The organism is Lacibacter sp. (genome assembly GCF_057361365.1).
Window position 1 is genome coordinate 560,476 of the sequence record NZ_JBMQSG010000022.1, and the last position, 23,566, is coordinate 584,041.

22 protein-coding genes are annotated in these 23,566 nt (G+C 40.1%); 13 read left to right on the forward strand and 9 right to left on the reverse strand.

Going from position 1 to position 23,566, the window contains the following annotated elements; genetic code table 11:
• Positions 1-100 precede the first annotated feature (100 nt).
• The 3 genes from ACO1QW_RS20640 (at position 101) to ACO1QW_RS20650 (ending at position 1,706) form a co-directional block, all read left to right on the forward strand.
• A complete protein-coding gene (locus tag ACO1QW_RS20640) occupies positions 101-871 on the forward strand; it encodes a glycoside hydrolase family 25 protein (protein WP_486261382.1) in 771 nt (256 codons plus the stop codon).
• 63 nt (positions 872-934) lie between these two features.
• Positions 935-1,396 (forward strand): hypothetical protein, encoded by a 462-nt coding sequence (locus ACO1QW_RS20645; protein ID WP_486261384.1) that lies wholly within the window; start codon positions 935-937, stop codon positions 1,394-1,396.
• Positions 1,397-1,478: 82 nt separating this feature from the next.
• Positions 1,479-1,706 carry a hypothetical protein gene (locus tag ACO1QW_RS20650; RefSeq protein WP_486261386.1) on the forward strand — a complete coding sequence of 76 codons (228 nt, stop codon included), beginning with the start codon at positions 1,479-1,481 and terminating at the stop codon, positions 1,704-1,706.
• On the opposite strand, the gene ACO1QW_RS20655 is transcribed toward ACO1QW_RS20650, so the two are convergent.
• The 8 genes from ACO1QW_RS20655 to ACO1QW_RS20690 all read right to left on the reverse strand — a co-directional run bounded on the left by ACO1QW_RS20655 (position 1,707) and on the right by ACO1QW_RS20690 (position 10,943).
• Entirely contained in the window at positions 1,707-2,132 is a 426-nt protein-coding gene (locus tag ACO1QW_RS20655) for a YybH family protein (RefSeq protein ID WP_486261388.1), read from the reverse strand.
• 64 nt (positions 2,133-2,196) lie between these two features.
• A complete protein-coding gene (locus tag ACO1QW_RS20660) occupies positions 2,197-3,099 on the reverse strand; it encodes a TIM barrel protein (protein ID WP_486261390.1) in 903 nt (300 codons plus the stop codon).
• 105 nt (positions 3,100-3,204) lie between these two features.
• Positions 3,205-3,843: a gluconate 2-dehydrogenase subunit 3 family protein gene (locus ACO1QW_RS20665; RefSeq protein ID WP_486261392.1), complete on the reverse strand. Its 639-nt coding sequence runs from the start codon at positions 3,841-3,843 to the stop codon at positions 3,205-3,207.
• Positions 3,844-3,878: 35 nt separating this feature from the next.
• A complete protein-coding gene (locus ACO1QW_RS20670) occupies positions 3,879-5,561 on the reverse strand; it encodes a GMC oxidoreductase (RefSeq protein WP_486261394.1) in 1,683 nt (560 codons plus the stop codon).
• A 7-nt stretch (positions 5,562-5,568) separates the two neighbouring features.
• Complete coding sequence (locus tag ACO1QW_RS20675) at positions 5,569-7,251, reverse strand: GMC oxidoreductase (protein WP_486261396.1); 1,683 nt, start codon at positions 7,249-7,251, stop codon at positions 5,569-5,571.
• A 119-nt stretch (positions 7,252-7,370) separates the two neighbouring features.
• The gene (locus ACO1QW_RS20680) at positions 7,371-8,273 is read right to left on the reverse strand and encodes a hydroxypyruvate isomerase family protein (protein ID WP_486261398.1); all 903 of its coding nucleotides are present in this window, start codon (positions 8,271-8,273) and stop codon (positions 7,371-7,373) included.
• Between the two features lie 27 nt (positions 8,274-8,300).
• Positions 8,301-9,527 carry a nucleoside permease gene (locus tag ACO1QW_RS20685; RefSeq protein WP_486261400.1) on the reverse strand — a complete coding sequence of 409 codons (1,227 nt, stop codon included), beginning with the start codon at positions 9,525-9,527 and terminating at the stop codon, positions 8,301-8,303.
• Between the two features lie 126 nt (positions 9,528-9,653).
• Complete coding sequence (locus ACO1QW_RS20690; RefSeq protein ID WP_486261402.1) at positions 9,654-10,943, reverse strand: MFS transporter; 1,290 nt, start codon at positions 10,941-10,943, stop codon at positions 9,654-9,656.
• Between the two features lie 278 nt (positions 10,944-11,221).
• Between ACO1QW_RS20690 and ACO1QW_RS20695 the strand changes: the two genes are divergently transcribed.
• From ACO1QW_RS20695 to ACO1QW_RS20735, 9 genes are all read left to right on the forward strand, one after another.
• Positions 11,222-12,970 (forward strand): GMC family oxidoreductase, encoded by a 1,749-nt coding sequence (locus ACO1QW_RS20695; RefSeq protein WP_486261404.1) that lies wholly within the window; start codon positions 11,222-11,224, stop codon positions 12,968-12,970.
• A gap of 15 nt (positions 12,971-12,985) precedes the next feature.
• Complete coding sequence (locus ACO1QW_RS20700) at positions 12,986-13,663, forward strand: gluconate 2-dehydrogenase subunit 3 family protein (RefSeq protein WP_486261405.1); 678 nt, start codon at positions 12,986-12,988, stop codon at positions 13,661-13,663.
• A gap of 27 nt (positions 13,664-13,690) precedes the next feature.
• Positions 13,691-15,106: a Gfo/Idh/MocA family protein gene (locus ACO1QW_RS20705; RefSeq protein WP_486261407.1), complete on the forward strand. Its 1,416-nt coding sequence runs from the start codon at positions 13,691-13,693 to the stop codon at positions 15,104-15,106.
• Positions 15,107-15,224: 118 nt separating this feature from the next.
• On the forward strand, positions 15,225-16,382 hold the full coding sequence (locus tag ACO1QW_RS20710) for a Gfo/Idh/MocA family protein (protein WP_486261409.1): 1,158 nt from the start codon (positions 15,225-15,227) through the stop codon (positions 16,380-16,382).
• 98 nt (positions 16,383-16,480) lie between these two features.
• Positions 16,481-17,536: a sugar phosphate isomerase/epimerase family protein gene (locus ACO1QW_RS20715; RefSeq protein ID WP_486261411.1), complete on the forward strand. Its 1,056-nt coding sequence runs from the start codon at positions 16,481-16,483 to the stop codon at positions 17,534-17,536.
• A 31-nt stretch (positions 17,537-17,567) separates the two neighbouring features.
• Positions 17,568-17,978 carry a c-type cytochrome gene (locus ACO1QW_RS20720; RefSeq protein WP_486261413.1) on the forward strand — a complete coding sequence of 137 codons (411 nt, stop codon included), beginning with the start codon at positions 17,568-17,570 and terminating at the stop codon, positions 17,976-17,978.
• A 2-nt stretch (positions 17,979-17,980) separates the two neighbouring features.
• Positions 17,981-18,754, forward strand: a complete 774-nt coding sequence (locus ACO1QW_RS20725) for a 3-keto-disaccharide hydrolase (RefSeq protein WP_486261415.1) — start codon at positions 17,981-17,983, stop codon at positions 18,752-18,754.
• Between the two features lie 280 nt (positions 18,755-19,034).
• The gene (locus ACO1QW_RS20730) at positions 19,035-19,619 is read left to right on the forward strand and encodes a hypothetical protein (RefSeq protein ID WP_486261417.1); all 585 of its coding nucleotides are present in this window, start codon (positions 19,035-19,037) and stop codon (positions 19,617-19,619) included.
• Positions 19,620-19,817: 198 nt separating this feature from the next.
• Positions 19,818-21,458, forward strand: a complete 1,641-nt coding sequence (locus ACO1QW_RS20735; protein ID WP_486261419.1) for an ABC-F family ATP-binding cassette domain-containing protein — start codon at positions 19,818-19,820, stop codon at positions 21,456-21,458.
• Between the two features lie 121 nt (positions 21,459-21,579).
• On the opposite strand, the gene ACO1QW_RS20740 is transcribed toward ACO1QW_RS20735, so the two are convergent.
• The gene (locus ACO1QW_RS20740; RefSeq protein ID WP_486261421.1) at positions 21,580-22,767 is read right to left on the reverse strand and encodes a T9SS type A sorting domain-containing protein; all 1,188 of its coding nucleotides are present in this window, start codon (positions 22,765-22,767) and stop codon (positions 21,580-21,582) included.
• Positions 22,768-23,239: 472 nt separating this feature from the next.
• Here ACO1QW_RS20740 and ACO1QW_RS20745 point away from each other — a divergent pair, with 472 nt between their 5' ends.
• Entirely contained in the window at positions 23,240-23,548 is a 309-nt protein-coding gene (locus ACO1QW_RS20745) for an RNA recognition motif domain-containing protein (RefSeq protein WP_486261423.1), read from the forward strand.
• Positions 23,549-23,566 lie beyond the last annotated feature (18 nt).

Sequence of the window (23,566 nt, forward strand, 5' to 3'; positions counted from 1 at the left end):
AAGATAGTTAGCGCCGTAGTGGCAATCCTTCCCAATAAAAAATTAAAAAGCGTTGTTCATTCCGTTTTTCTATTTGTTGAAATTAGATTTGCAACCGAGTATGGCCCGAAAGAAAAAGAAATCGCTTCGCTATCTTCCTGTTTTTATCATAGCTGTTGTTTTTGCAGGCGGTGGTTTTTTAGTTGTGCGTAACTGGTGGCTCGAACGGCAGGCTGGTATGATCCGTTACCGTGAGTTTGGTATTCCTATTCCCACAAAATATTCGGTGCATGGCATTGATGTCAGTCGCTACCAGCAGATCATTAACTGGGAGGCAGTAAAAGGAATGAACGTGGAAGGTGTGCAGATCAGTTTTGCATTTATTAAAGCAACAGAAGGCAATGGCAGTGTTGATTTGCATTTTAGACGCAACTGGCGCAAGACAAAGGAAGCAGGCATGACCCGTGGAGCATATCATTTTTTTATTGCCACAAAAGACGGAACAGCACAGGCAAAGAATTTTGTAAAGTGCGTGAAGCTGGAACAAGGTGACTTACCACCCGTACTTGATGTGGAGCAAACTTATGGTGTAAGTAAAACCATTTTACAGCAACGTGTAAAGGCTTTTTTGTATGCTGCAGAACTTGCTTATGGTGTAAAGCCCATTATTTATACCAATGCAGATTTCTACAGGCAATATTTAAAAGATGGCTTTGATGAATATCCTTTATGGGTGGCGCATTATCTCCGGCCATTGGCTCCACGAATTGAACGTGACTGGCATTTCTGGCAGCACAGTGAAAGCGGTCGTGTAAACGGCATTCCTGGTAAAGTTGATTTCAATGTATTTAGCGGTGACAGTACGCAATTTGAAAATCTGCTGGTGAAATAACTATTTTTGCAACGCTGGTAAATGCAATGTATCCTTAAGATCAGTTAATAAAAAAATCATCAGATGAAAAAAATCTTACTCTCTCTTTTATTTGTAGCATCTCTCAATTTTGTAATGGCACAGAACAGTACTGCAAACAGTGACACATATAAAACTGCTATTGGGGTGAAAGTGTGGGCAGGTGCGGGTGTGTCAATCAAAACATTTATAAAGGAGAATAATGCCTTAGAACTTGTCGGTTATTTCGACCGGTATGGAACACGCATTACCGGCTTATATGAATTTCATGGTAACCTTAGTACGGAAGGGTCGCTGAAATGGTATGTTGGACCTGGTGCTCACGTAAGTATATACAAACGTTCTACAGCAGTGGGCATTGATGGTGTTGTGGGGGTTGATTATAAATTCAGTAACATCCCGTTGAACCTTGCTCTCGATTGGCAGCCCGCTTTTGAATTAGGGGGTGGGGATCGTAATGGGTTTTATGGAAACTGGGGTGGTTTTGCCATCAGGTTTACGTTGTAACTAACCAAAATCATTTCAATGCTGTTGCACAAACTGCAACAGCATTTTTTATGTTCGTAACTTTCGGTAAAATTTAATTTCTATGAGTGGCATGGAACCCGAAGCCCAGGAGTTTTTAAAACGGATCGTTCAAACCGTTTCAGTTGGTATGTTGTTCCTCTTGTTGCACATGACCTTTGGCTTATATCTTAACTGGGCTTTTTTTGAAGGAGCACCTCGCCTTGGAAACATTATTTACTACATTATTTTTCTTGCCTCGTTTGCAGGGCTGATCTATTTCTATTACAGGTTATGGAAGGGAAAGATGTGATCAACTACTATGATCTGCCACAATCACCCATTCATCTTTTATTTTTTTAAATAGTAAGGTATAATGTCCTCCCACATCGCCCACTTTTTCTCTTGTTAAATACCACTTGCCAACAACAAAGTAGGCATCAGCAGATATCTTTTCTACTTTAAGAATATTGAACTTAAGAATACCCATTGCATCTCTTGATGGATATCCTTTCTTGTAATTTTCTAACGTGTTGTTGTAACCATAAGTAACCCCACTCTTACCAATGAACATCAGTGAATCACTTTTCCAATAACCCTTCATGAAATTTTCAAGATCACCCGCATTCCAGTATTTGGTTTGTGCATCAAGGATTGCAAGAATTTGTTGTTCGTTTTTATCCTGGGCATTTGTAGATGCAGTTGCTATCAGAAAGAAAAGAAAGAATAACTTTTTCATACAATGAATGTAATAAAAAAAGCACAGGCGTTTTACCTGTGCTTTGTATTAAGGTGAGAAAAAATCAACTGTTGCCCCAGTTTTTCTTTTTCATGTAAGCGATACTTTTCTTGATACACTCTTCTTCGGGCATTGTGTAGGCTTCCTGCTCTACATATGCATACCGAAGACCAGCTTTTTTCTTATGCTCAAAAATGCTGGTGAAGTCAATAGTGCCATCGCCAACCTGTGTACTTTCTTTTTGCCCTTTTGCATTAACGGTTGAATCCTTTACATGCCATTGCGTAAAGCGACCCGGATATTTGTTAAACCATTCAACTGCATTTTCATTCATGAATGAACTCCAGTAAATGTCCAGTTCAAAGTCGACCATTGATGGGTCAGTGCCTTCAAGCAATACCTGCAAAAACGATTTGCCATTATCTAATTTTTTAAATTCAAAATCGTGGTTATGATAAGCGAGTTTCATACCTGCAGCTTTGGTGAGCTCAGCAGCTTTATTCACCAGGTCAACAAGTTTAGGAAGTGTATCTGCTCCACGTTGATTGGCATCTAACCAGGGAATGGTCAAGTATTCGTTGCCCATCACTTTACCTGCTTCAATTACTTTCTTCCAGAAATCAAGATTGTTTGCAGTTAATACTGGACCAAAATTGTAGTGACCACTTGGTGAGGTTAATTTCAAACCATCAAACATGGTTTTAAACTCTGCCGGTGATTTTCCAAAGAATGTATTGCCATCAAACCCATATAATTCTATTTGTGAGTAGCCAGCTTTTGCAACATAATCTAATGTGCCGGCCAGATTTTTTGCTACATCATTACGCACTGTGTATAACTGTAAACCATACTTTTTTGTATCAGCCAAAGATCTGTTGGCACATGAAACTAACGGTAACCCAGCCAGCGAAATACCGGCGGTTGCTGCTACCGATGTTTTTAGAAATGATCTGCGATTGTAAGCCATTTTTTGAGAGATTAAAACTTCCGCTAAACAAAATGATTAGCGGAAGCGTATGTTTAAAGTAAGCGTTTGCTGCTGAAAGACGATTGCAAAAATTGAACCGATGCTTTATTCGGCCCAGGCTTTATCACCTTTTGCATAGGGAAACTCACCATCAAACTTGCCAGGGATAGGAACGTGACGAAGTGTTTCTGTCATTCCTGTTTTTGATGTAAAAAAGCCAGTAAGTGTCAGCTGCTTCATCATTGTATAATAATGGCTCGGTGAACCTTCAAAGTCTTTTTGATCTTTCCAGGGCAAAGCATCATTCTTTCCTTTATATTCTTCACGCAACACCTTATCCGTTTCATCACGTTTGGTATTAAAGGTTTTTGCTTCTTTCTCAAGACTCACTAAAAAGTCTTTGCGTTGCTGTGCACTGCACTCCATGAATGTTTTGCCTTGCATCTTTTTACAAGCTTCGTCCAGTTCTCCTATGCCGCTCATGAACGCATCCTGCTGGCGTTGTGTATAGCAATCGCTCACCATCACTTTCATAAACTCGCCCACCTTGGCTGCTTTTGCACCCGGCGTTGATGTAGCAGGTATAATTGTCTCAGCAACTTCATCGAGCAACGAAATAGTTTCAGGTGTAAACTCCGCAACGGTTTTGGGTCCCGTTTTACAGCCAGCTAAAAACAGTTCGCCACCAATAACTGCACCACCTGTAAGCAATGCTATTTGTTTTAGAAGATCACGACGATTCATAAAAGTTGATTTAAAAAATTGTTTAATAGTTTGTATTAAATATTTCCCTTTTTTAATTCTTTCACAGCAAAATCGGCAGCACGTGCTGTTAATGCCATGTACGTTAACGATGGATTTACACAGGATGAACTGGTCATGCATGCACCATCAGTAACAAAAACATTTGGCGCATCCCATACCTGGTTGTTGCCATTAAGCACTGATGTTTTCGGATCACGGCCCATTCGTGCTGTCCCCATTTCATGAATACCGTGACCCATGGCATGGCCTGAATCATAAGTATGCATGTTCTTTACTCCAGCTGCTTCAAACATGGCAAGTAAATCTTCTTTAATATCCTTGCGCATGTTCATTTCGTTTTCTTTCAGCTCTGCATCCATCGATAAAACAGGTAAACCCCATTTATCTTTTGCTTCTTTATCGAGCGAAATTTTATTTTCATGATAAGGAAGTATCTCGCCAAAACCTGTTGCTCCAATCTGCCAGCCACCAGGTTCAGACAATGCTTCTTTTAATTCGCTGCCAATGCTAAGCTCAGCAACAACTCTTCCCCAACCTTGCCTGCTGGCACTTCCCTGGTAACCATAACCTCTTGTGAAGTTTCTTTTTTTATCACCGGGTGTGTTGGCAAAACGACTGATATAAAATCCTGCGGGACGCCGGCCATATTCTGTTATGTTTTCATAACCTTCCACTTCGCCACTTACACCAAGGTTATAGTGGTGGTCCATTACATTATGACCTAGCTCGCCGCTGCTGCTTCCTAATCCGCCGGGCCATATATCAGTAGCTGAATTAAATAAAAGCCAGGTAGAATTTAATGCTGATGCACAAACGAAAACAATCTTTGATTTAAACTCATAGGTTTTATTGTCCATGCTATCCAACACCTCTACACCTGTTGCTTTCTTTTTGTCTTTATCGTAAAGAATTTTTGTAACGATTGATAATGGTCTTACAGTTAAGTTATTTGTTCTTACTGCTGCAGGTAAAGTGGAAGATTGCGTACTGAAATAACCACCAAATGGACAACCTTCCCAACAACGGTTACGAAACTGGCAACCCGGTCGTTCATTGTGAGGCACAGTAATATTTGCCACACGACTGTTGATCAGATGCCGCTCGCCTTTGTAAAATGCTTTGATTTTTGCAGCAACATCTTTTTCCACCATGTTTAATGGAACAGGAGGAAGAAATTGACCATCGGGCAAATAAGGCAAACCTTCTGTTGACCCACTGATGCCTGCAAAACGTTCAACATGATCGTACCAGGGAGCAATATCTTTATAACGAATGGGCCAGTCGACACCAAACCCATCTTTTGCGTTTGCTTCAAAATCAAGTTCACTCCATCGATAACTATGTCGGCCCCATAAAACAGAACGTCCACCCATCCGGTAACTGCGCCACCAGGTAAAAGGTTTCACTTCTGTGTATGGTGAATCTTTTTCGTTGGCCCAGGCATCCATTACTCGTTCGTTGGCGGCCCAGCCTCTGTGAATTACAGGATAATCTTCTTTCTGTTGTTGAGTTGTTTTTCCTTTGTGATCAAACTCCCAGGGCATTTTTGTTGCAGTTTTATAATCGGTGATATGCTTATGCTCAGCACCACGCTCAAGCATGAGCACTTTCAACCCTTTTTCACAAAGTTCTTTTGCAGCCCAGCCTCCGCTGATGCCCGAACCAATTACAATTGCATCAAATGTATTATCTGCCATAGCTGTATTAGAGATTTCCTTTCTTTAATTCACTCACTGCAAAATCAGCAGCACGTGCTGTTAACGCCATATAAGTTAACGATGGGTTTACACACGATGCTGATGTCATACAAGCACCATCGGTAACAAACACGTTCTTTGCATCCCATACCTGGTTGTTGCCATTCAGTACAGATGTTTTTGGATCACGACCCATGCGTGCTGTACCCATTTCATGAATACCCATCCCTGGCGCATAACCCGCATCGTACGTACTTACATTCTTAACACCGGAAGCTTCAAGCATTTCTTTGGCATCATTCATCATATCAATGCGCATCTTTTTCTCATTGTCCTTTATCTCCACATCAAACTTCAACACCGGTAATCCCCACTTATCTTTTACATCTTTATCAATTGTTATTTTATTTTCATGATAAGGAAGCATTTCACCAAACGCCATAATACCCATGTTCCAGTTATCACTTGCAACACTTAATGCGTCTTTTAAATCGGCACCAATAGTTGCTTCTGCCACATCAATTCCTCTTCCACGACCGGCACTACCCTGGTAACCAAAACCACGCAGGTAATCACGCTTATCGTCATAAATATTGCGGAAGCGGGGAACATAAATACCCGTTGGCCTGCGACCATATTCATATTTATCGCTGAAGCCTTCCATGGTTCCATTGGCACCCGCACGAAAATGATGATCCATTACATTGTGACCCAACTCACCACTGCTGCTACCTAAACCACCTTCCCAAACATCAGTTGCAGAGTTCATTAATACCCATGCAGAGTTTAATGCCGATGCACAAACGAAAACGATCTTTGCTTTGTACACATAGGTTTGATTGGTTTCTGCATCAAGTATTTCAACACCTGTTGCTTTCTTTGTATTCTTATCGTACACAATTTTTGTAACGATAGAGAATGGGCGCAATGTTAAATTACCTGTTGCCATGGCTGCCGGTAAAGTTGCAGATTGCGTACTGAAATAAGCACCAAACGGACAACCTCTCCAGCAACGATCACGGTACTGGCAATTGGTACGGTTATGATGCGGCTGCGTAATGTTTGCACTGCGGCCAATAATAAGATGACGCATGCCTTTATAATGTGCCTCAAGGCGTTTCTTCACTTCTTTCTCAACACAGTTTAATTCCATAGCTGGCATAAAATCTCCATCAGGTAACACTTCAAGACCGTCTTTGCTACCTTGAATACCTGCAAATTTTTCAGCGTAGCTATACCATGGGGCTACGTCATCATAACGAATGGGCCAGTCAATAGCAATACCTTCTTTTGCGTTTGCTTCAAAATCCCATTTGTTGAAACGGTAACTCTGGCGACCCCACATTAATGAACGACCACCCACGTGGTAACCTCGATACCAGTCGAAACGTTTTTCTTCAGTGTAAGGACATTCTTTATCCTTCACCCAATAATCCAATACCATTTCATTTAGCGGATAATCACGACGCAACACTGGGTAATCATTGATCATTTGCTGCGTTCGGTTGCCACGGTGTGGAAGATCCCATGGTTCTTTCGCAGCATTTACATACCCTTTGATATGTTCAATGTTGCGACCACGCTCAAGCATGATTGTCTTCAATCCTTTTTCAGTGAGCTCTTTTGCGGCCCAGCCGCCGCTGATTCCTGAGCCAATTACAATGGCATCATACTCATAATTATCCGGCATGTTGTATTATTTGAGTGGTTATTGTTTATATGAACTAAGCTTCTTTGTTAATGGTCAATTGTTAATGGTGAATAGGAAAACGTTTTGCAAATTGCCTGTTGACTATTGCCATTCGGTTCCTACACATCACATCTCTTCACCGCATCTTTTAATGCCGCCAGTTTTTCTTCTTTTGTTTTTCCTGTTGGAATATATTCCTGTGCTACATATCCTTTGTAACCTGTTTCAACGATCGCTTTCATAATGGCAGGGTAATACAATTCCTGGTTTTCAATGATCTCATGACGACCGGGTACACCAGCCGTATGATAATGACCAAAGTATTGATGGTTCTGTTTGATGGTATGAATAATATCGCCTTCGCTGATCTGCATGTGATAGATATCGTACAGAATTTTGAAGTTGGGTGAACCAAGTCGCTTACATAATTCAATTGCCCATTTTGTATTATCGGCCATGTAATCTTTATGATCCACTTTACTGTTGAACACTTCTATCTGTATAATGACATTATGCTTTTCTGCCAGTGGCATGATCTGTTTTATTCCTTCCACCATGTTTTGTAAACCGGTTTCATCATCCATGCCGTTACGGTTGCCACTAAAACAAATAAGATTCTGGTAGCCTGCTTCAGCCACCAAAGGAATAGCTTCTGTAAAAGCAGCAATCAATTGTGCATGATTTTTCTTGTTGTTCCACCCTTCTGTTAAACTGATCTTTCCATTTGTATAACACATGGAACAATGGATGCCATGTTTTTTGGCAGTGGGCCATTCGCTTGGTGTAAGCAGATCGATAGCTGTAAAGCCCATCTTCTTCACTTCAACACATAATTCATCGAGCGAAAGAAAATCATGTGTCCATTTACAAACGGAATGATTGATGTTGCCTTTTAATTTATAATTGTCTTCTCCCATAACTCTTTCTATTGTGCCTGCGCTCACGGCATTGCCCGCAGTGATGGCTACTGTAGCTGCTGCAAACTTTTTAATGGCTTCTCTTCTCGATGATTGTTTTGACATGTATACTTCTCTTATATATTTAAAACATTAAGCGGCCTTGTTTGTTTTCTCATCTCTAAAAAGCAGGGCAAAAATGAGGAACACTGCAAATGCAATACCTGCCGGGATAAGCCAAACCATTTTATAATCTAATGTTCCGTCGGCTAACTTGTAACTGTCAGTGATTTTTCCTGCTACTGCAAAACCTATCAACATACCCAAACCATAAGTAGCTAATGTAATTAAACCCTGTGCTGCGCTTTTGTGTTGTTCGCCTGCTTTTGAGTCGGTGTAAATTTGTCCGGATACAAAAAAGAAATCGTAGCAAATACCGTGCAGGGCAATACCTATTAATAACATAAATGTGAGATCGCCTGCATTACCGTATGCAAACAATACATAACGTACGGCCCAAGCAAGCATGCCTACTAAAATTGTTTTCTTAAACCCAAATCGGTTGAAAAAAACTGGTAGCAATAACAAGAACAAGACTTCTGATCCTTGTCCAATGGTCATTTTACCCGTTGGATTTTCAACACCAATGCTTGAAAGAAACGAGTTTGTATTTTGATAATAAAAAGCCAGGGGGATACAAATGAGGATAGACGAGATAAAGAAGATAAGGAAGTTTTTATCCTTCAATAGTTTTAATGCATCCAGTCCAAGAATATCATTTACTGTAACCTTTGTGCCTTTTCCTTTCGGTGGCGTTTTAGGTAAAGTAAAACTGAATAAGCCAAGCACTAGTGATGCAGCACCCGAAAGCAGGAAGGTATTTTTTAATAAACCTTCTTTAGTTCCTTCGGCCGAATCCCAATGAAATAAAAAGCTGATCAATAAACCTGCTGCAATCCAACCCAAAGTACCAAACAAACGAATTACTGAAAATTCCTTTTCTGGATTTTTCATTTGATTGAAAGAAACAGAATTTACCAATGCCAATGTAGGCATGTAGCAGATCATATATATTAATACGTAGGGATAGAACACCGCAATATTATCGGCGCTGTACATCTGGTACATTAATACCGCACCAATAAGATGCAATATGCCAAGAATTTTTTCTGCGTTTACAAAACGATCAGCAATTAAACCAATAATAAATGGAGCAATGATTGCACCCCACGATTGTGTAGAAAAAACCTGCCCCGACTCTGCTCCTGTTGCAGATAAGTTATTGTTTAGAAAAGTTCCCAATGTTACAAACCATCCTCCCCAGATAAAAAACTCCAGGAACATCATGAAGGATAATTGTAAGCGGGTGGTCGAGGACATGCGCAATCGGTTTAAGTTGGTTGTTTATAACTCAACAGCAAATAGCGTAATTGCCGGCGCTGTTTATTATTATCAGATTTTAAATTTAACGTATTTGCTACTCATCGGTATGGCCACCGGTTATTTTTAATTCGGTTGATCAGCGTATGCGGTTGTTAACGTCTGTTTGCTTTTACCCCGCATGTACATGTATAAACCTGCGAACGCAACAATTAATACAATAGGAATAACCAGCGTTGCATTTATTATTTCAGGACCCGCTGTAACTTTTGCCTGTGCCAATGCCTTACCCATTTCAGAATCGGCGGCGGCGGCATTGTAATCAGCAAGGTTTGCATTTGCAGGAAGTTTGGCAATAAGTTTTTCGTCGTAAAACTTACCCATAAACATCATATAAACAGAAACAGCAAACATGCCTGCGCCGCCCATGAGGTTTAATCCCACAGCACCTGTTTTCGGTAAATACTCTGCAACAAAACCCAACATTGTTGGCCAAAAAAAGCAAACCCCCATCCCAAATACAATTGCACCTGCAAACAATGTGTTACCACTGCTGTGCCCCAGTAAATACAAACCAGCAGCAGACAGAATAGCTGAAATAAGTAACACCCCTGTTGGGGAAAGACGATGAACAATCGGTTCGGCAAAGCCACGTCCAATCACCATTACCAGTGTTGTTACAGTAAGGATAAGAATGGCATTGTCGGTTACATTGCGTAACAATACATCGATCCACTGCCCTGTAAATAATTCGGTAATAGCAGTACCAAACATGCAGATGATCATAAACAGGAATAATGGATTTCCCAATGATTTATACATCTCACTTGTACTTACGCCTGCTGCCACACGTTCTGTAACAGGAAATTTCAATTTTAAAAACAGGAATCCATAGATCAATGTAGGTATCAGCATAGTGCCTACCTGTACCTGCCACCCGATATTAAATTTCGAGAAATAAAAACTGATCAACGTGCCAATAACAATACCACCCGGAAACCATAAATGGAAGTGATTAAGCTTGGTGGTTTTTTTATCGGGGTATAAAGTTGTTACTAAGGGATTACATGCAGCTTCAACTGTACCATTAGCTATACCAATTAATAATGTTGAAAAAAACAAACTCCAGAAACCACCAGCGAAAATGGTAAGTAGTATTCCGCCAAGGTGAAAGAAAAACGCCATTTCAAGTAAGCGTTTCATTCCAATAACATCAACTACTAAACCTCCCACAATTACAGCCAGCGGAAAACCCCAGAATGCTGTTGCTGCAATTGTGCCCAGTTGTGTAGCGTTCAAATTAAAATCAGTTCCAAGTTTACCAAGAATACCGGCTCTTATACCAAAAGAAAGTGAAGTGACTAATAAAGCAAGACAACTTCCTACAAATAACTGGTTACGGTTGATCGAATTCATAATGCAATCGTTATGGTTGGTTTTTATAATGCATTTTGTTTGCCTTCGCAATCGAGGTTTTAAATTTAGGGTATTTATCTTTAGAGGGAGTCGTAAATTTTTTAAAATTCTATTGCAATCGTTTGAAATGTTAATGAATATCAAACTATTGCTATAATCATTAATACTATTTTACCTTTCATTGCTATTTTAATTAATAGCGATATTGAAGTACGTAATTTGAATTTGTTGTTTTCATTAAGTCATTACCTTTAGAACCTTCAAACCAATTGCATGTCATGGGAGATTTCCAGGTAAAAGTTCAGCCCAAAACTTACGATGTTGTAATAGTAGGCTCTGGCGCAGGTGGCGGTATGGCTGCCTATGAATTAAGTAAGGCCGGATTGAAAGTGTGTTTGCTCGAAGCAGGCACCATGTATGATCCGCAAAAAAATATCACTCAATTAAAAAATCCCTGGGAAAGTAAACGAAGAGGCGCAAGTACCAAGTACAGACCGTTTGGCGACTTTGATGCATGCTATGGTGGCTGGGAATTAGATGGCGAACCATATACAAAGGAATCAGGCACACAATGGGATTGGTGGCGTGCACGTATGTTAGGTGGACGTACAAATCACTGGGGACGTATCTCCTTACGTTTTGGTCCAAAAGATTTTAAACGCAGAAGCATTGATGGTTTAGGCGATGATTGGCCAATTGGTTACGATGATGTAAAACCTTACTACGATAGAGTTGATAAACTCATTGGCATATTTGGTACTAACGAAGGTTTGGAAAATGATCCTGATGGATTTTTTCTTCCACCACCTAAACCACGCTTGCATGAACTGTTTATAAAGAATGCTGCAACAACTGCTGGTGTACGAGTTATTCCTTCACGCTTATCTATCCTCACAAAGAAAATAGAAAGTACAACTGAACGAGGTGTTTGCTTTTATTGTTCGCAATGCGGACGTAACTGCAGCATGGCGAAAGCCGATTTTTCATCAACCAACGTATTAATATATCCTGCACTTAAAACAGGAAATGTTGATGTGATCGCTAATGCAATGGCTCGTGAAGTTCTTACCAATAAAGAAGGACTTGCAACAGGTGTGAGTTATGTAAATAAAGATGACCTGAATGAATACCAGGTAAATGGTAAAGTGGTGATACTTGCTGCAAGTGCTTGTGAAACTTCAAGGTTGTTGCTCAATTCAAAATCTCCTCGTCATCCAAATGGTTTAGCCAACAGCAGCAATGTAGTTGGTAAATATCTGCATGATAGCACAGGTGCAGCACTGGGTGGTGTATTGCCTCAACTCTTCGGGAGAAAAAAATATAATGAAGATGGTGTAGGCGGTATGCATGTGTATTCACCATGGTGGTTAGATAATAAGAAACTTGATTTTCCTCGTGGTTATCATATTGAATATTGGGGAGGCATGGGTCAACCGGCGTATGGCTTTGGCATGAATATTCAAATGATGAATGGAAAATATGCTGTTGCAGGCAAACAAAAAGAAGCAGGTGGCTATGGCGCTTCTTTAAAAGAAGATATGCGTTATTTCTACGGAGCAAATGTGGGGATGGCTGGTCGTGGCGAAGCAATTCCAATAGAAAGTAATTATTGTGCAATTGATCCTGAAGTGGTAGATCAATATGGTATTCCTGTGTTGAAGTTTAATGTAAAATGGAGTGAGCATGAAGTGAAGCAGGCAAAACACATGAAAGAAACTTTTAAGGAGATCATGCATAACATGGGTGCTATTATTACATGGGGTGGCGATGATACTGCAGAAAACGATTATGGATTAGAAACACCGGGAAAAATTATTCATGAAGCTGGGACTGCACGCATGGGCAACGATCCTAAGAAAAGTGTATTGAATAAACATAACCAGGCACACGATTGCAAGAATTTGTTTGTAGTAGATGGTGCTGCTTTTGTTTCGCAGGCTGATAAAAATATTACCTGGACGATATTGGCATTGAGCATGAGAGCAAGTGAATACATTGTTGATCAACTCAAAAAAAATAATCTCTAATCTCAATACTATAATATGAAAAGAAGAGATTCCATAAGAGCCATTTTAGTTGGTACAGTAGCATCCTCGGTATTGGTTGATGCCTGTAAAAGTGCTGATGAAAAAGCAAATGTACCTGCTGATTCATCTGCAGAAAAATCTGCGAGTACAATCGATCGAACGAAAGTAGAAGCAGAGATCGAAGCTAAGCTGATGGCAGAAACTTTCTTTACAGCACATGAAATGGCCACCATCACTATACTTGCCGATATTATTATTCCAAAAGATGAAGTGAGTGGCAGTGCAAGTGAAGCTGGTGTGCCAGACTTTATTGAGTTTATTGTAAAAGATATGCCTGCAAACAAAACGCCTATGCGTGGTGGTTTGCGCTGGCTCGATCTTGAAAGTAGTAAACGTTTTCAAAAAGCGTTTAAAGATTGCAGTTCGCAACAACAGATCGCAATTGTTGATGATATAGCTTATCCTGAAAAAGCAAAACCTGAAATGAAACAAGGTGTTGCATTTTTCAATCTTATGCGCAACTTAACAGCAACTGGTTTTTATACATCCGAAATTGGTGTGAAAGATATTGGCTATGTAGGTAATCGTCCTAATCAATGGAATGGTGTACCTGATGATGTGTTGAAACAATACGGATTGGCCTACACCGAAAAGGAATTGAAAGAATGCATCTCCTTCGACACGAAAGCATAAAATTTTCTTGATCTATAAACAACTACTATGAGCAAAAAAACAAGACGGGATTTTTTACGTACCGGCTCTATTGCAGCAGCAGGTTTTTTTATTGTACCACGACATGTGTTAGGTGGCCCCGGCTACATTGCACCAAGTGATCGTTTAAACATTGCCGGCATTGGTGCTGGCGGTAAAGGTGCCAGCGATCTTGCAGAGTTTGCAAAAAGCCCCAAAGCAAATATTGTAGCGTTTTGTGATGTTGATGAAGCACAAGCTGTAAACTCAGTGAAACGTTTCCCGAAGGCGAAATTCTATTACGATTTCCGTGAAATGCTGGAGAAAGAAAAAAATAATATTGATGCAGTATCTGTATCAACACCAGATCATACACATGCTATTGCCACGTTAGCGGCAATGGAAATGGGCAAACATGTGTACGTGCAAAAGCCATTAACGCATGATATTTACGAAGCACGTATGCTTACACAAGCGGCAAAAAAATATAAAGTGGTTACGCAAATGGGTAACCAGGGTGGTAGTGGCGATGGCGTGCGTTTAATGAAAGAGTGGTATGATGCCGGACTTATTGGAAAAGTAACGAGTGTAAATGCTTGGACCAATCGTCCTGTGTGGCCGCAAGGTTTGGCAAAACCCAGCGGTACACATGCAGTTCCTTCAACAATGAAATGGGATTTGTGGATCGGTCCATCAAAATATGAAGATTATAATCCGGCTTATCATCCATTTAACTGGAGAGGTTGGTGGTCGTTTGGTACAGGTGCATTAGGCGATATGGCTTGTCATATCATGGATCCTATCTATCGCATCTTACCTATTCTATATCCCAATGAAGTAGAATGTAGTTTGCCAAACCAGTTTACCGGCGCATGGACAGAGGCGGGATATATTGATAGCTGTCCACCGGCTTCAATCATTCATTTGAATTACCCACGTACTGATGGTAAAGGTGAAATAAAAGTTACCTGGATGGATGGTGGATTATTACCAAAGCGCCCGGAAGAATTGTTGCCTGAAGAAGAAATGGGCAACTGGGATGGCGGTGTAATCTTTGAAGGAACAAAAGGAAAAATATTAGCTGATTGTTATGGTGCGAATCCAAGATTATTACCTACTAAACGCATGAAAGAAACAACATTGCCCAAGCAAACATTAAAGCGTGTGCCTGAAGGTCACTATGTGCAATGGGTGAATGCATGTATCGCCGGTTATGGTAATGGCGAAACAAGTTCACCGTTTGAATATGCAGGTCCTTTTACAGAAAGTATTTTAATGGGTAACCTTGCAATCCGTTCATGGATGATCAAGAACCCGAAATTGACAGGTTGGGGTGATAAATATCTTGGTCGCAAAAAGTTATTGTGGGATGCTGCTAACATGAAGATCACCAACTTTGATGAAGCCAACCAGTTTGTAAAACGTGAGTACAGAACGGGATGGTAGATGGTGAATAGTCAATGGTCAATGGTCAATAGTGAATAGGAAATAAGTTAATGCAGTATCATTCACAATTCATCATTCACGATAGATAATTATTTTTCATTTCAGAACGATTGATATTATGAGCAGAAAATTAAGAATGGCCATGATCGGTGGCGGCAAAGATGCGTTCATCGGTGCTGTACATCGCCTTGCTATGAACATGGACGGACAAGCTGAACTTGTTGCAGGAGCATTAAGTGTAAAACCTGAAATCGCAATTGAATCAGGAAAGATGTTGTTCCTTGATGAAGAACGTATCTATACTGATTATAAAACTTTGCTTGAAAAAGAAGCAGCAATGCCTGCTGACAAGCGTATCGATTTTGTGAGTATCGTTACACCAAACTTTGTGCATTTTGAACCGGCCATCATGGCGCTTGAAAAAGGATTCAACGTGGTGATTGAAAAGCCCATCACTTTCACACTTGATGAAGCGAATCAATTAAAAGCAAAAGTTGAAGAAACAGGTTTGAGTTTATTGCTTTGTCATACGTACACTGGCTACCCAATGGTGAAACAGGCAAAACAATTGCTGAAAAGCGGGGCATTAGGAAAGATCAGAAAAGTTTATGTGGAGTATCCACAAGGTTGGCTTAGTACCTTACTTGAAGCAGCAGGAAATGCACAAGCCAGTTGGAGAACCGATCCTAAAAAAAGTGGTAAAGCAGGTGCAATGGGCGACATTGGTACACACGCTTTCAACCTTGCAGAATATGTTACCGGGTTAGAAGTAACACATCTTTGTTCCAATACGAATATTGTTGTTGAAGGAAGGATGCTGGATGATGACGGTGCTGCATTTTTAAAATTCAACAATGGTGCAACAGGTGTGTTGATGGCAACTCAAATTGCAGCAGGTGAAGAAAACAATGTAAAGATCCGTGTGTACGGTGAGAAAGGCGGAATAGAATGGAAACAGGAAGATGCAAATACATTGCTTGTAAAATGGCTTGATAAGCCAACAGAAATTTACAGAACCGGGGCTGGCTACAACAGTTCATTTGCTGCTCATAATACACGTGTACCTGCTGGTCATCCGGAAGGTTATCTGGAAGCATTCGGTAATCTCTACCGTAATTTTATCTTAACTGTTCGTGCCAAGATGAATGGTGAGCAGCCAAAAGATGAATGGCTCGATTTTCCCGGTGTAAATGAGGGTGTTCGTGGAATGGCATTTGTGAACAATGTTATTGAAAGTGGCGAAAGTGATGTAAAGTGGAAAGAGTTTACACTCTAAATGCTTTGATCTTTAAATTTGAAACTCAACTGCTGAAATTTTATTCAACAGTTTATTTAAAATAACCAAAAGCAAAAAGCCCCTTTAGGGGTTGGGGTATGAAAACGATTAAAGGACCGGCCATATTCTTAGCCCAGTTCATGGGCGATAAAGCTCCATTCAACAGTCTTGAATCAATTTGTGAATGGGCAGCATCATTAGGTTTTAAAGCAGTGCAAATTCCCACCTGGGAAAAACGATTGATCGATCTGGAACTGGCAGCAGAAAGTAAAACCTATGCTGATGAGTTAAAAGGAAAGATCAACAGTTATGGTTTGGAAATTTCTGAACTCAGTACACATTTACAAGGTCAGCTTGTTGCAGTACATCCTGCATATGATACCATGTTCGATGGATTTGCTGCAGATGAAGTAAAGAACAATCCAAAAGCGAGACAGGAGTGGGCTGTTCAACAGTTAATGTATGGAGCGAAGGCATCACAAAACTTAGGCATAACAGCACATGCAACGTTCAGTGGTTCGTTGTTGTGGCATACGTTTCATCCGTGGCCTCAACGTCCTGAGGGATTAGTTGATGAAGGGTTCAAAGAATTAGCGAAACGTTGGTTACCTATACTGAATTACTTCGATGAATGCGGTGTAGATGTTTGTTATGAAATTCATCCCGGTGAAGATCTCTTTGATGGGATAACTTATGAAATGTTTTTAGAAAAAGTAAACAATCACAAACGTGCATGTTTACTGTATGATCCATCGCATTTTGTTTTACAACAACTCGACTATATCGAATACATTGATCTTTATCACGAGCGCATTAAGGCTTTCCATGTAAAAGATTCTGAGTTTAATCCAAGTGGAAGGCAGGGAACCTTCGGTGGTTATCAAAGTTGGTTGAACAGGGCAGGTCGTTATCGCTCACCGGGTGATGGACAGGTTGATTTCAAAACCATCTTCAGCAAGCTCACTCAATATGGTTACGATGGTTGGGCGGTAATGGAATGGGAATGTTGTATTAAACATCCTGAAGATGGTGCACGTGAAGGCGCAGAATTTATTAAAAACCATATTATTCGTGTAACTGATAAAACATTCGATGATTTTGCGGGTAGTGTTAGCGATGTTGCTACCAACCGTCGTATTTTGGGACTTGATTAAATTATTATTGTAAACTTTAAAACAATACATCATGAAAAAGATTTTATTTACCTCCGCAGTTATGCTTGCATTAATCGCTTGTGGTGGTGCAGGTACTGAAAATAAAGAGCAGCCAAAAGAAGAAGTAAAAGAACAGGCAGAAGCAACACCTCCTTCGCCAACTGATAATCCTGATTATGAAAAAGGATTGGCGTTGGTTGCAAAACCAGAACATCTTTGTTTAACCTGTCATAAGATCGATGAAAAAGTAATTGGACCTGCTTATCGTGATGTTGCAAATAAATATGAAGCAACAGAAGCAAATATTAAAATGCTTGCTGAAAAAGTAGTGAAAGGCGGTAGCGGTGTGTGGGGCGATGTAGCAATGCCGCCAAACGCTGCAGTAAATATTGCCGATGCAGAACAAATGGTGAAATATATTCTTTTACTTAAAAATAAATAAATATGATGCGTTCTCTTTTAATGATTGCAGCCGTGGGATTATTTGCGTCTTGTAACAATGAAGGCGAAACTTCAAACACTAATGACACATCCACTGCAGAACCGCCTGCAGCAACAGCAACTTTATTAACTGATGAAGAAGTAAAAGAAGGATGGGTTTCTTTATTCGACGGACAAAGCACCAAAGGTTGGCATAAGTATGGGGGCGCACCTGTTGGTGCTGCATGGAAAGTTGAAGATGGTATGCTGCGTTTAGATGCAAATCAAAAAGAGGACTGGCAAATAAAGGAAGGGGGTGATATTATCACTGATGAAGAGTATGAAAATTTTCATCTTAAACTGGAATGGAAAATTGATACATGCGGTAACAGCGGTGTAATCTTTTACATTCATGAGGATACAGCCAAATACGAATGGCCATGGATGACGGGTCCTGAAATGCAGGTGCTCGATAATAAATGTCATCCTGATGCGAAAATCGTAAAGCATCGTGCTGGTGATCTTTACGATTTGATCACATCATCACCTGAAACAGTGAAGCCAGCTAATGAATGGAATATTGCTGAAATCAAATCTGAAAACGGGCAATTAGAATTCTATCTGAACACCGTTAAAGTTGTATCAACAAAAATGTGGGATGAAGGTTGGAAACAAATGATTGCAGGAAGTAAGTTTAAAGACATGAAAGATTTTGGCACCTATAAAAAAGGGCACATTGGATTGCAGGATCATGGCAATAATGTTTGGTTCAGAAATATTAAGATCAGGAGATTATAATTTATAGCGCAAAGGAAAGTTTTTAAAAAGCTCACTGGTTAACAGTGAGCTTTTTTTGATATTGATACAACACAACAAATAAATGATGGAAATGCCGTTGTCAGCAATCGAATTTTTACTGTCTCTTTCCGTTTTTTAAAATTTTTCATTAGTAAAAACCCGCTTACGCATTCATAACCGTGTTGATTGTAGTAATATTTGTTGAGAAATAGGTGAAGCAATTTTTTTATTTTTTTCTTTGTCTCTAATCTCTTTTTTTTGTGCCTCCAAAAAAATTCACATGAAAAAGAAAACAATCCTTGTACTCCTTACAGTACTAACCCTGTCTCTCAACTCTTTTGCTCAATCAACAGCTTACACTCCATGGCAAGTCGATTTTATGGGTGGCTATGCAGCTGCCAGTGGTAAAGGAACTAAAGGTGGTGTTGCACTTTACCTTGAACCTAAGTATCACATCAACGACAATTTAAGTGCAGGTCTTCGTCTTGGTGGCGCATTAACAGCAAAATTTACTTTAAACGATGCTGGTGACGAAGTTGGTGAAGCATCAGTAGCTGTAGTTGCTTCTTACCTTGCAACTGGTGATTACTATTTTCAAAAAGAAGCTGGTGCAAAATTCCGTCCTTTTGCTGGTCTTGGTTTAGGTTTTGCAACCGCAGCCGGCGCATCAGCCACAACAGTAGATGCTGAAGCTTCGGAAACACAAACAAAAAATGGTTTCGCCGGAATGCTGAGAGCTGGTTTTGATGTTAGTCATTTCCGTTTCAATCTTGAATACGATGTAAACCCTAAAACAGGTCGTATTTCAAACAACTACTTCGGTGTAAACCTGGGTTTTTATATCGGTGGTGGTTCAAAAAACTAAAAGTATATTCTCTCTAATAAACAGCCGATGGATTATCCATCGGCTGTTTTGTTTTCAATAGGCCATCTTTCAAACCCTTTCCCTCCCTGTTTTCCCGTAACTTTGCCGCTTCAAAAAATCCCTCACAGGTTACGCAGAAATCAACGCAGAGTCAACCTCTGTGAAAATCAGTGTTATGTGTGAGCAACAATCACAACTATGATCAGTGCAAGAAATATAACCCTCTCCTATGGTAAGCGGGTGTTGTTCGACGAAGTAAACATCAATTTCGTTAAAGGAAACTGTTACGGAGTAATTGGCGCCAATGGTGCCGGCAAGAGTACCTTTTTAAAAATCCTTAGCGGCGAAATTGAACCCAACAAGGGAACAGTTGATATTAGTCCCGGCGAACGTTTGGCGGTATTAAAACAAAACCACTTTGAGTTTGATGAGCAAACGGTGTTAAACACTGTATTGATGGGCCACAAAAAAATGTGGGATGTGATGCATAAGAAAGATGCTATTTATGCTGACCCTGAAGCAACTGAAGATGACTACATGAAAGCTGGTGAGCTGGAAGCAGAGTTCGGTGAAATGGGAGGTTACACTGCAGAAAGTGATGCTGCAACTTTCCTGAGCAGCCTTGGTATAAGGGATGAATATCATCAAATGCTGATGAAGGATATTCCGTCGAACTTAAAAGTTCGTGTCTTATTGGCGCAGGCACTTTTTGGTAGTCCCGATATCCTTCTGCTAGATGAACCTACCAACGGTTTGGACATTGAAACAATTGGCTGGTTAGAAAATTTCCTCGCTGAATATGAGAATATTGTATTGGTGGTGAGCCATGATCGTCACTTTCTTGATGCCGTTTGTACGCATGTGGCGGATGTTGATCGCTTAAAAATTAAAGTGTTTACCGGTAACTATACCTTCTGGTATGAAAGCAGCCAGTTAATGGCACGCCAGCTGGGCGATAAAAACAAGAAAACAGAGGAGAAGCGCCAGGCGTTGATCGACTTTATTGCCCGATTCAGTGCGAACGCCTCAAAAAGTAAACAGGCAACTTCAAGAAAGAAAGCGCTTGAAAAGTTGACCATTGAAGAAATTGAACCATCAAACAGGAAATATCCCGGTATTATTTTTCAGCCATTACGTGAAGTAGGCAACCAAATTCTGAATATCGAGAATCTAAAAAAATCTGTTGACGGTCGTGTGCTTTTCGATAAAGTAACCTTCACTGTTAATAAAGGAGATAAGATTGCTGTTGTAAGTAAGGATCCGCTGGCTGTTACTCATTTCTTCGACATTATAAATGCCGAAGAAATTGCAGATCATGGCGCATACGAATGGGGGTCTACTATTACAAAGGCTTATTTGCCAGTTGAACACAATAGTTTCTTTACGCAGGGATTGAATTTAATGGAATGGTTACGTCAGTATGTTCCGAGTCATGTTACTGATGCTGATGAACCCTTCCTTCGTGGCTTTTTAGGAAAGATGTTATTTAGTGGTGACGATATTATGAAGAAGACAAACGTATTGAGTGGTGGTGAAAAAGTACGTTGCATGATCAGTAAAATGATGATGCAGAATCCGAATGTAATTGTATTGGATCAACCAACAAACCATCTTGATCTTGAAAGCATCCAAAGTTTCAACGAACAATGTATCGAATATAAAGGTGTGGTGTTGTTGACATCGCATGATCATACGTTCATGCATACAACTGCTAATCGTATTATTGAATTAACACCAGGCGGTATCATCGATAGACTTACAACATTTGATGAATATTTAGAAGATGCAAGAGTAAAGCAGTTGCAACAGGAATTGTATGGTGAAGCAATAACTGCATAAATTCTTCTTTAAATAATAACAGAAAAGCCCCACATATATAATGTGGGGCTTTTTCTTTAGATCAGTCGGGCTGGAGTAGAAACTTCTGCCCTCAGATCCGTACCATAAGAGAACCTAGAAATTATTTTACAAAGCGGTGTACTTCAGAAGTACCATCGCTGTTTATGATTTGGAGAGCATACACACCCACAGGCAGATTGTTTACATCTAAAACCTGTTGTTGTTGAGAGCTGCTCATTTGTTTGATAATAATACCACTGTTATTCACGATGCGGAGGTTACGCTTGTCATCGCTGAAGAATTGAACGACAATTTTGTTGCTTCCTAAACCACCAACCAATGTTTGTTTACCACCGTTACCTTGCTTAATGATTGAAGAGTAGTTGATGTTTCCGTCAACATCCACCTGCTGCAAGCGGTAATAGTACATAGAACCTGTAGCATTTTTGTCGTTGAAAGCATAATCAGTTGCTAAAGGAGTTGTGCCTTGCGCCATCACCATTCCAATTGTACGGAAATGGATGCCATCTTCAGAACGTTGAACATTATAATGTGAAGCACTTTGTTCCTGGATTGTTCTCCACTGTAATGCAATAGCAGAACTGTTTACACGCTTGCCAGCAAAACCACCCCAAACTACTGGAAGAGCACCTGGAGCAGCAGCAGAATTAGCAAAACCTAATTCAACCAGCTGGGCTTCGTTACCCATTCCCATTGTACCGGCCATGGTAACAATTCCTGTTACAATAAACCCGTTTGACAAGTTTGATGATGGGATATACCAGTTTGATGTACCCATTGAATTGCTACGTCCGTAGCTTCCTGTTACAGGTACGCCATCAATTGTAATATCTGAAACTGTAATTGTATTGTTATTCGCACTCTTAACTGTAAGTGTCATCAGGTTAATGCTGCTCGCTAAAGCCGTTTTTCCGTCGTTAGTTAACTTGCTTGACACGTTTGTTAAAATGTTGCTTACAGGTATTCCGCCAATTGTAGTTACAGTGGTGAAAGTATTTGTAAGGTCATCATACGTGATGGTGAAAAGATAAGAACCACCAGTTCCGTAAATCAGATCGGCATCGGCACGTGAATTAAGACGGCTGCTGTTAAGGTCAGGCACTCCTGAATAAACGGCGCCACTTTGGTTTGAGTTGTTAACACTCATTTTACGGTAACGAACACCTAAAAGCGATTCAGAAGTTCCTGGGAAGCTGCCGGCAATTAAGCCAGATTGAGCGTTAACACTAGTTGAGAAAGTTAGGGCAAAAAGAATTGCGCAAATTACGAGGGTAAAATTTTGTTTCATGGTACGGGTACGTTTAGTTTTCTAGTAAATACCCTATAAAGTGCGATGGTAATAAAACAGCTGAGAATTAGCTATTTAGATATGTATGTATCGTTCTCTAAGGGTAAATGCTTAACAAAAGTATAAGGTAGTTTTAAATAATCCTAATCTTTTTCAGTATTTTTCTTAGATAGTATCGTTAATCTACGATTCAGGGTTCGTATTAAGCGCAGCTAAGCAATTGTGGTTTAATGCATTAATTGAGACCAATTAGCCGAAAAATTTTTTTTAAAAAAAAGTGTAAACTGGCCTCGGAAAGAACATTTACGCAGCTCCGGGAGTAGTATCCCCTTATCTTTGCGCCGTTATTTTTGAGTTATACAGTGTTTTGTAAGTGAATCGTATTATCTGCTACGCACAATCTGCTAATAGTTAGTCATCTTTTACGCCCGTATTTTCTCAGACTTTATTAATTCAATGTTTAATTAACAACATGAACATTTATGTTTCTAACTTAAGTTTCAACGTAACTGACGATGACTTAAGAGGTTTTTTTGAAAGCTATGGTGAAGTAACCAGCGCTAAAGTGATCAATGACAAATTCACAGGCCGTAGCCGTGGTTTCGGATTTGTGGAAATGAGTGATGATGAAGCTGGTAAAACAGCTATCAGCGAGCTCGATGGTGGTATGGTAGAAGGCCGTGCTATTAAAGTAACAGAAGCTAAACCACGTGAAGAACGCAGCAACAACGATCGTCGTTCTTTCTCTGGTAACAGAAGCTTCAGCAGTAACCGTTACTAATTTAGTTTAGATACCAAT

What these genes read in the sequence shown, in the direction of transcription:
- ACO1QW_RS20640 (WP_486261382.1), top strand. Translation starts at nt 101, where the DNA reads ATGGCCCGAAAGAAAAAGAAATCGCTTCGCTATCTTCCTGTTTTTATC.
- ACO1QW_RS20645 (WP_486261384.1), top strand. Translation starts at nt 935, where the DNA reads ATGAAAAAAATCTTACTCTCTCTTTTATTTGTAGCATCTCTCAATTTT.
- ACO1QW_RS20650 (WP_486261386.1), top strand. Translation starts at nt 1,479, where the DNA reads ATGAGTGGCATGGAACCCGAAGCCCAGGAGTTTTTAAAACGGATCGTT.
- ACO1QW_RS20655 (WP_486261388.1), bottom strand. Translation starts at nt 2,132, where the DNA reads ATGAAAAAGTTATTCTTTCTTTTCTTTCTGATAGCAACTGCATCTACA.
- ACO1QW_RS20660 (WP_486261390.1), bottom strand. Translation starts at nt 3,099, where the DNA reads ATGGCTTACAATCGCAGATCATTTCTAAAAACATCGGTAGCAGCAACC.
- ACO1QW_RS20665 (WP_486261392.1), bottom strand. Translation starts at nt 3,843, where the DNA reads ATGAATCGTCGTGATCTTCTAAAACAAATAGCATTGCTTACAGGTGGT.
- ACO1QW_RS20670 (WP_486261394.1), bottom strand. Translation starts at nt 5,561, where the DNA reads ATGGCAGATAATACATTTGATGCAATTGTAATTGGTTCGGGCATCAGC.
- ACO1QW_RS20675 (WP_486261396.1), bottom strand. Translation starts at nt 7,251, where the DNA reads ATGCCGGATAATTATGAGTATGATGCCATTGTAATTGGCTCAGGAATC.
- ACO1QW_RS20680 (WP_486261398.1), bottom strand. Translation starts at nt 8,273, where the DNA reads ATGTCAAAACAATCATCGAGAAGAGAAGCCATTAAAAAGTTTGCAGCA.
- ACO1QW_RS20685 (WP_486261400.1), bottom strand. Translation starts at nt 9,527, where the DNA reads ATGTCCTCGACCACCCGCTTACAATTATCCTTCATGATGTTCCTGGAG.
- ACO1QW_RS20690 (WP_486261402.1), bottom strand. Translation starts at nt 10,943, where the DNA reads ATGAATTCGATCAACCGTAACCAGTTATTTGTAGGAAGTTGTCTTGCT.
- ACO1QW_RS20695 (WP_486261404.1), top strand. Translation starts at nt 11,222, where the DNA reads ATGGGAGATTTCCAGGTAAAAGTTCAGCCCAAAACTTACGATGTTGTA.
- ACO1QW_RS20700 (WP_486261405.1), top strand. Translation starts at nt 12,986, where the DNA reads ATGAAAAGAAGAGATTCCATAAGAGCCATTTTAGTTGGTACAGTAGCA.
- ACO1QW_RS20705 (WP_486261407.1), top strand. Translation starts at nt 13,691, where the DNA reads ATGAGCAAAAAAACAAGACGGGATTTTTTACGTACCGGCTCTATTGCA.
- ACO1QW_RS20710 (WP_486261409.1), top strand. Translation starts at nt 15,225, where the DNA reads ATGAGCAGAAAATTAAGAATGGCCATGATCGGTGGCGGCAAAGATGCG.
- ACO1QW_RS20715 (WP_486261411.1), top strand. Translation starts at nt 16,481, where the DNA reads ATGAAAACGATTAAAGGACCGGCCATATTCTTAGCCCAGTTCATGGGC.
- ACO1QW_RS20720 (WP_486261413.1), top strand. Translation starts at nt 17,568, where the DNA reads ATGAAAAAGATTTTATTTACCTCCGCAGTTATGCTTGCATTAATCGCT.
- ACO1QW_RS20725 (WP_486261415.1), top strand. Translation starts at nt 17,981, where the DNA reads ATGATGCGTTCTCTTTTAATGATTGCAGCCGTGGGATTATTTGCGTCT.
- ACO1QW_RS20730 (WP_486261417.1), top strand. Translation starts at nt 19,035, where the DNA reads ATGAAAAAGAAAACAATCCTTGTACTCCTTACAGTACTAACCCTGTCT.
- ACO1QW_RS20735 (WP_486261419.1), top strand. Translation starts at nt 19,818, where the DNA reads ATGATCAGTGCAAGAAATATAACCCTCTCCTATGGTAAGCGGGTGTTG.
- ACO1QW_RS20740 (WP_486261421.1), bottom strand. Translation starts at nt 22,767, where the DNA reads ATGAAACAAAATTTTACCCTCGTAATTTGCGCAATTCTTTTTGCCCTA.
- ACO1QW_RS20745 (WP_486261423.1), top strand. Translation starts at nt 23,240, where the DNA reads ATGAACATTTATGTTTCTAACTTAAGTTTCAACGTAACTGACGATGAC.